The sequence below is a fragment of the Novosphingobium mangrovi genome, assembly GCF_022818885.1.
GTDB lineage: Bacteria > Pseudomonadota > Alphaproteobacteria > Sphingomonadales > Sphingomonadaceae > Novosphingobium > Novosphingobium mangrovi.
Genome location: NZ_JALHAT010000006.1, coordinates 180751 through 186750, shown reverse-complemented (window position 1 = coordinate 186750; position 6000 = coordinate 180751). Strand labels below are relative to the sequence as shown.

Sequence of the window (6000 nt, the reverse complement as noted above, 5' to 3'; positions counted from 1 at the left end):
ACGCGTGGATTTTCAGATACGATGGCCATTGTTCCCCTGCCTTAGCCCCGGCAGGTGCAATCAGGCCAGTTCCCCGGTCGGTTCGCAATGGCTTTTTGTCGAGTGGTGCGCGGATTGTCCGGCAGAAGCCGGAAATATACAAAGTTCCGAGGGCCATCGCCCTCGGGCTCCCCATACCGTCTAGCTCACCTTCCACGCGCCGCGTTGCTTGAGAAAGGTGAGGCCGCCCATTTGGGGGTCAAGGGGCGATGGCCCCTTGAATACAGTACTTTCTTCTTCTGCTCTGACACCAAAACGGGCGGGTCAGCTTGCGCCGCCCGCCCGTCTTCAGGTTCGCAAAGGTCCTCCCGCTCAGTCGGCGAGCAGGTGCTCCTTGGCGATCTTTTCCTGCCACACCAGCGGCGCGAGCTGGTGGACGTTCTTGCCTTCGGAATCGACGGCCACGGTCACCGGCATGTCCTCGACGGTGAACTCGTAGATCGCTTCCATGCCCAGGTCCTCGAAGCCCACGACCTTGGCTTCCTTGATCGCGCGGGACACGAGGTAGGCCGCACCGCCGACCGCCATGAGGTAGGAGGATTCGTGCTTGGCAATGGACTCGGTCGCGGCGGGCCCGCGCTCCGCCTTGCCCACGCACGCCAGGAGGCCCTGTTCGAGCATGGTGTCCATGAACTTGTCCATGCGCGTGGCGGTCGTGGGACCGGCCGGGCCGACGACTTCGTCGCGCACCGGATCAACGGGGCCCACGTAGTAGATCACGCGGCCCTTGAAATCGACCGGCAGTTCCTCGCCCTTGGCGAGCATGTCCTGAATGCGCTTGTGCGCGGCGTCACGGCCGGTCAGCATCTTGCCGTTCAGCAGCAGGCGGTCGCCCTGCTTCCAGCTCTTCACATCCTCGGGGGTGAGGGTGTCGAGGTCGACGCGAATGGCTTCCTTGCTCGGCTTCCATTCCACTTCGGGCCAGTCGGCGAGGTTGGGCTTTTCGAGGTAGCTCGGGCCCGAACCGTCCAGCGTGAAGTGCGCGTGGCGGGTCGCCGCGCAGTTGGGGATCATCGCGACCGGCTTGTTCGCCGCGTGGCACGGCCAGTCGAGGATCTTGACGTCGAGGATGGTGGCAAGGCCGCCCAGCCCCTGCGCGCCGATGCCCATCGCGTTGACCTTGTCGAAGATCTCGATGCGCAGCGCCTCGATGTCGTTCTGGGGGCCGCGCGCCTTGAGCTGGCCCATGTCGATGGGGTCCATGAGGCTCTGCTTGGCAAGCTTGACGCAATGCTCGGCGGTGCCTCCGATGCCGATGCCCAGCATGCCCGGCGGGCACCAGCCCGCGCCCATCTGGGGCAGCATTTCCAGCACCCAGTCGACGATGTTGTCGCTGGGATTCATCATCTTGAACTTGGACTTGGCTTCCGAGCCGCCGCCCTTGGCCGCCACGTCGACGGTGATCTTGTTGCCCGGAACCATCGAGACCGAAAGCACCGAGGGCGTGTTGTCCTTGGTGTTGCGGCGGGTGAAGGCGGGGTCCGCCAGCACCGAGGCGCGCAGCTTGTTTTCCTTGTTGCCGTAGGCACGGCGCACGCCTTCATCGACCACTTCCTGCAGCGAACGGTCGCTTTCGAGGCGGCAGTTCTGGCCCCACTCGATGAAGACGTTGACGATGCCGGTGTCCTGGCAGATCGGGCGATGGCCTTCGGCGCACATGCGCGAATTGGTGAGAATCTGCGCGATCGCGTCCTTCGCGGCGGGGCCCTGCTCGGCCTCGTAGGCCTCGCCCAGCGCGCGGATGTAGTCCATCGGGTGGTAGTAGCTGATGTACTGCAGGGCGTCGGCGACACTTTCGATCAGGTCGTCTTCGCGGATAGTCACCATTTCGGCCATGGGATCAAACGCTCCTGTTGCGCGGTCCCGGACTTGGGACCTGTTGTGCTTTTGCGAGTTCCCATAGGCCGCGTGCCCCCCATCGTCAAAGCGTCAAGATGGATCGACCAGTGCCGTTCAAAGCACTTGAGCCCGAAGGCCTCCTTGGCCTAGAAGGCGCTTTGCAAAAGCCGACTTATCCGCGCGCATCTTCTGCCTGGGACCATCAGGCCCGACAGCCGCGCTTGCTTGAGGGATAGTGAACAGATGACCCTGACCGAGGACCGGTCCGCCACCGCGCCGAACGAAGCCCGCCGCGCGATGATCTCCAGCCAGCTGCGCACCAGCGGCGTCAACGAGCCCTGGGTGCTGACCGCGATGGCCAGCGTCGCGCGCGAAGACTTCGTGCCTGCAGACTGGAAGGAAGCCGCCTACATCGACCGCGCCGTGCCGCTGGGCGAAGGCCGTTTCCTGGCCGCCCCGCTGTTCTACGGCGCCGCGCTGACCGAGGCTGACCCGACCCAGGCGAAGAAGATCCTGCTGGTGGGCGATGCCAACGGCTACTACGCCGCGCTGCTGCGCACGCTCGTCGCCGAGTTCGACACGATCACGCCGGCACAGGCGCTCGAAGCCGGCCAGGGCGGCTACGACCTGATTCTGGTCGACGGCGCGGCCGAGGAACTGCCCGAAGCGCTCGTCGCCCGCCTGGACGATGAAGGCCGCGTGGTCACCGGGGAAATCCTGCGCGGCGTCTCGCGTCTCGCCGTGGGCGTCAAGACGGCCGGCCACCTGGCCCTCCTGCCGGTGCACGAGCAGGGCATTCCCGCCGTTCCCGAATTCGCAGCGCCCAAGCGCTGGAGCTTCTGACCATGTCCCGGCTCGCGCGGCGTGCCGGGATGATGACAGGCGCTGCACTGATCAGCCTCGCCGGGGTGCTTCCGGCGCGGGCCGATACCTTGCGCGAAGCTCTCGTCCAGGCCTACCAGACCAATCCAACGCTGGAAGCGGCCCGTTCGGGCCAGCGCGGCGTGGACGAGAACGTGGCGATCGCCCGCGCAGCCGGCCTTCCCAGCGCCAGCGTCTCGGGCACCTACACCGAGTTCGTGGTGACCAGCCGCACCTCGTTCACCGCCCCCGAACGCCTGCTTTCCGGGCAGGGCGACGTGCAAGTGCCGATCTATTCGGGCGGCGCGGTCAAGAACCGCGTCAAGGCGGCCAAGATCCGCGTCGGCGCAGGCCAGGCGGACCTGCGCGCCAGCGAGAGCCAGCTCTTTGCCAACGTCGTCGCGGCCTACATGGACGTGATCCGGGGCGAGGCGCTGGTCGGGCTCAACCGCAAGAACGTCGCGGTGCTGGAGGTCAACCTCCAGGCCACGCGCGACCGTTTCGAGATCGGCGATGTCACCCGTACCGACGTCGCGCAGTCGCAGTCGCGCCTGGCGCTGGCGCAGAGCAACGTGCTGAGCGCCGAGGCGACCCTCGCGGCCGCGCGCGAAACCTACATCCAGCTGGTGGGCAAGGCGCCGGAATCGCTGACCCCGCCGCCGCCTCTGCCGGGCCTGCCGGACGACGCGCGCGAGGCGGTGATGGTCGCGCTCGACAACAACCCCGCGCTGATCTCCGCGCGCGAGTCCAGCCGGGCTGCGGAAAAGGACATCGACGTCGCCGGGGCCGGGCGCCTGCCCACCCTCGCGCTGTTCGGGCGGGGCAGCTACAGCAACTACCTCGATACACTCGGCGGCGTGGGCAGCAGCGCCGTCCCGCAGACCGACCGCCAGGCGCAGATCGGCGCGCAGGTCTCGATACCCCTGTTTCAGGGCGGACTTCCCGCCGCCCAGCGCCGCCAGGCCCAGGCCCAGGCCTCGGCCGCACTTGAACAGGAAATCGCCGCCGAACGCGACGTGATCGCGCAGGTCCGCTCGGCCTTCACCGCCTACCGGGCCGCGCTCGACCTCATCGAATCCTCGCAGGTCGCCGTCGATGCCAGCGAACTCAGCCTTGAAGGCGTGCGCGCCGAGAACTCGGTGGGCAACCGCACGATTCTCGACATCCTGAACGCCGAGCAGGAATACCTGAACGCGCAGACCGATCTCGTCACCGCGCAGCGCAACGCCTATGTCGCCGGCTTCACCCTGCTGGCCGCGATGGGCCGTGCCGAAGCGCGCGATCTCAACCTCGAGGGCGGCATTCTCTACGACCCCGAAGTTAATTACGAGCGCGTCCACGACAAGATCTTCGACTGGGAAAGCGACCCCGCACCTGTGGCCCGTTCGACGCGCACCGTTGACACGCCGGTCCAGGACGGCGACATTCCGGAAAGCTAGATCTACCGCGCGCCCGACTCGAGGGCCTGCTTTTTAAGGGTTTTTACGAGATGGGTCACAACGGCGAACCTTCGGTCGAGGAGATTCTCCAGTCGATCAAGAAGGTGATCGCGCGCGAGACTCTCTCGGGAATCGGTGCCAGTGCGCAAGGGGCAAGCGCCCATGCCGAGCCCGAACCGACCCCTGTTTCCCGCTACGAGGAATCGGTGCTCGAGCTCGACGAGGCCGAAGCGCTCGCGGACGATGCGCCGCAGACCCCGCCCACCCGGGACGACACCTCGCTGCTCCAGCCGCAGAGCCGCAAGTCGATGCAGGACTCCCTCGCCGCACTGGCGATGATGTCCGAACCGGGGATGAAGCCGCGCATCGTGCGCTCGGGTGAAACTTCGCTCGAAGACCTCACGCGCGAGCTCCTGCGCCCCGCGCTTGCCGAATGGCTCGACCGCAATCTGCCCCCGATGGTCGAGCGCCTCGTCGCCGACGAGATCGCGCGCATCGTTGGCAAGAAGGTCTGATCGGGCCTGTAGGGCAGGGCGAGAGCGCCTTCAGGGGCTGGACCTTGGCCCGGGGACTTCCTACCTGATCGCCCATGGCCAAACCTGATCCCGCGCTGCTCGACGCCAGCCGATACCCCTTTCACCACGAGATCGTCCCGCGCTTTGCCGACCTCGATCTCAACCGGCACATCAACAACGTCACCATGGCGGCCTACGTCGAGGACGCGCGTGTGCGCTTCTACGAGGCCTCGGGCTACCGCAAGCACCTCACCGGGCTCAGCACGATGGTGGTTAGCCTCAATCTCGAATATCTGGACCAGACGCACTATCCCGACCCGGTGACCATCGCCTGCGCGGTCGAACGTGTCGGACGCACCTCCATGACCATGATTCACGTCGTCACCCAGAACGAGGTGCCCGTGGTCTTCTCGCGCTGCGTGACGGTGGCGGTTGATGCTTCGGGCAAGACGGTCGCCATTCCCGCGCTTCTCAACGACTGGACGCTGCGCCCGTGAGCGCGAGCGAGGCTGAGCTTCGCATCGCGCGCGCCGCGCTCGCCAAGGCAGGGGGCGAGGAGATCTCGCGCCACATCTTCCTGTGCGCCGAGCCCCAGAAGGCCAAGTGCTGCTCGCCCGAAAAGGGCGCAACCGCCTGGAAGTACCTCAAGAAGCGCCTGAAGCAGCTCGGTCTCGAAGGGCAGGGGGGCATCGCCCGTTCCAAGGCGGATTGCCTGCGCATCTGCACGGCAGGGCCGGTCGCGGTCGTCTGGCCCGACGGGGTCTGGTACCATTCATGCACCGAGGAAGTTCTGGAAGAGATCATCCAGGAGCACCTCGTCGCCGGCCGCCCGGTCGAGCGCTACCGGCTGCGCCCTCCTCAAGAGGCCTGAAGCCAGCCCTCAGGGCGCGTTGCGCTCATCCTCCAGGGGATCGACGATCGATTCGTCATGCCCTGTCCCGCTCGACAGGAACGCGAGGCCCATCAGCGCCGAAGCCAGCAGCATCGTAAATCCCACGCCGAGCGCCGCCGCAATGTAGAAGTGGATCGAGACTGCGCCGTTGGACCGGTAGAGCAGATAGATCGCCGCAGCGACGAAGCCGACCGTGACCAGCATCATCCAGCGCATGATGCGCAGGTACCGCGCCCAGGCGTGCGCGGCCTTCTCGGGATCATCGAGGGGGGAAGGCGGGACCATAGGGTCACCTCTGCGCCTTTGTGTAGTTCACTGCAAGGGGGCCAAGGCAAGGAGACGGATTCCGAGGGCCATCGCCCTCGGGCTCCCCAAACTGTCTGCCCCACCTTACGCGCGCCACGTCGGGCAAGAG

Annotated in this window: 7 protein-coding genes; 5 read left to right on the top strand and 2 right to left on the bottom strand. The window is 66.4% G+C overall.

Annotation, left to right across the window (positions count from 1 at the left end; all coding sequences use genetic code 11):
* Positions 1 to 351: 351 nt before the first annotated feature.
* Entirely contained in the window at positions 352 to 1875 is a 1524-nt protein-coding gene (locus MTR65_RS06885; RefSeq protein WP_243798455.1) for a fumarate hydratase, read from the bottom strand.
* A 246-nt stretch (positions 1876 to 2121) separates the two neighbouring features.
* On the opposite strand from MTR65_RS06885, the gene MTR65_RS06880 reads away from it, so the two are divergent.
* From MTR65_RS06880 to MTR65_RS06860, 5 genes are all read left to right on the top strand, one after another.
* Positions 2122 to 2721: a protein-L-isoaspartate O-methyltransferase family protein gene (locus MTR65_RS06880; protein ID WP_243798452.1), complete on the top strand. Its 600-nt coding sequence runs from the start codon at positions 2122 to 2124 to the stop codon at positions 2719 to 2721.
* 2 nt (positions 2722 to 2723) lie between these two features.
* Positions 2724 to 4178, top strand: a complete 1455-nt coding sequence (locus MTR65_RS06875; RefSeq protein WP_243798449.1) for a TolC family outer membrane protein — start codon at positions 2724 to 2726, stop codon at positions 4176 to 4178.
* A 50-nt stretch (positions 4179 to 4228) separates the two neighbouring features.
* Complete coding sequence (locus MTR65_RS06870; RefSeq protein ID WP_243798447.1) at positions 4229 to 4693, top strand: DUF2497 domain-containing protein; 465 nt, start codon at positions 4229 to 4231, stop codon at positions 4691 to 4693.
* Positions 4694 to 4767: 74 nt separating this feature from the next.
* Positions 4768 to 5190: an acyl-CoA thioesterase gene (locus MTR65_RS06865; RefSeq protein WP_243798445.1), complete on the top strand. Its 423-nt coding sequence runs from the start codon at positions 4768 to 4770 to the stop codon at positions 5188 to 5190.
* The gene (locus MTR65_RS06860) at positions 5187 to 5564 is read left to right on the top strand and encodes a (2Fe-2S) ferredoxin domain-containing protein (RefSeq protein WP_243798443.1); all 378 of its coding nucleotides are present in this window, start codon (positions 5187 to 5189) and stop codon (positions 5562 to 5564) included. The genes MTR65_RS06865 and MTR65_RS06860 overlap by 4 nt, the downstream gene beginning before the upstream one ends.
* Positions 5565 to 5573: 9 nt before the next feature.
* Here MTR65_RS06860 and MTR65_RS06855 read toward each other — a convergent pair whose 3' ends face one another.
* Positions 5574 to 5870, bottom strand: coding sequence for a hypothetical protein (locus tag MTR65_RS06855; RefSeq protein ID WP_213499932.1), 297 nt, complete (start codon positions 5868 to 5870; stop codon positions 5574 to 5576).
* Between the last annotated feature and the right edge of the window lie 130 nt (positions 5871 to 6000).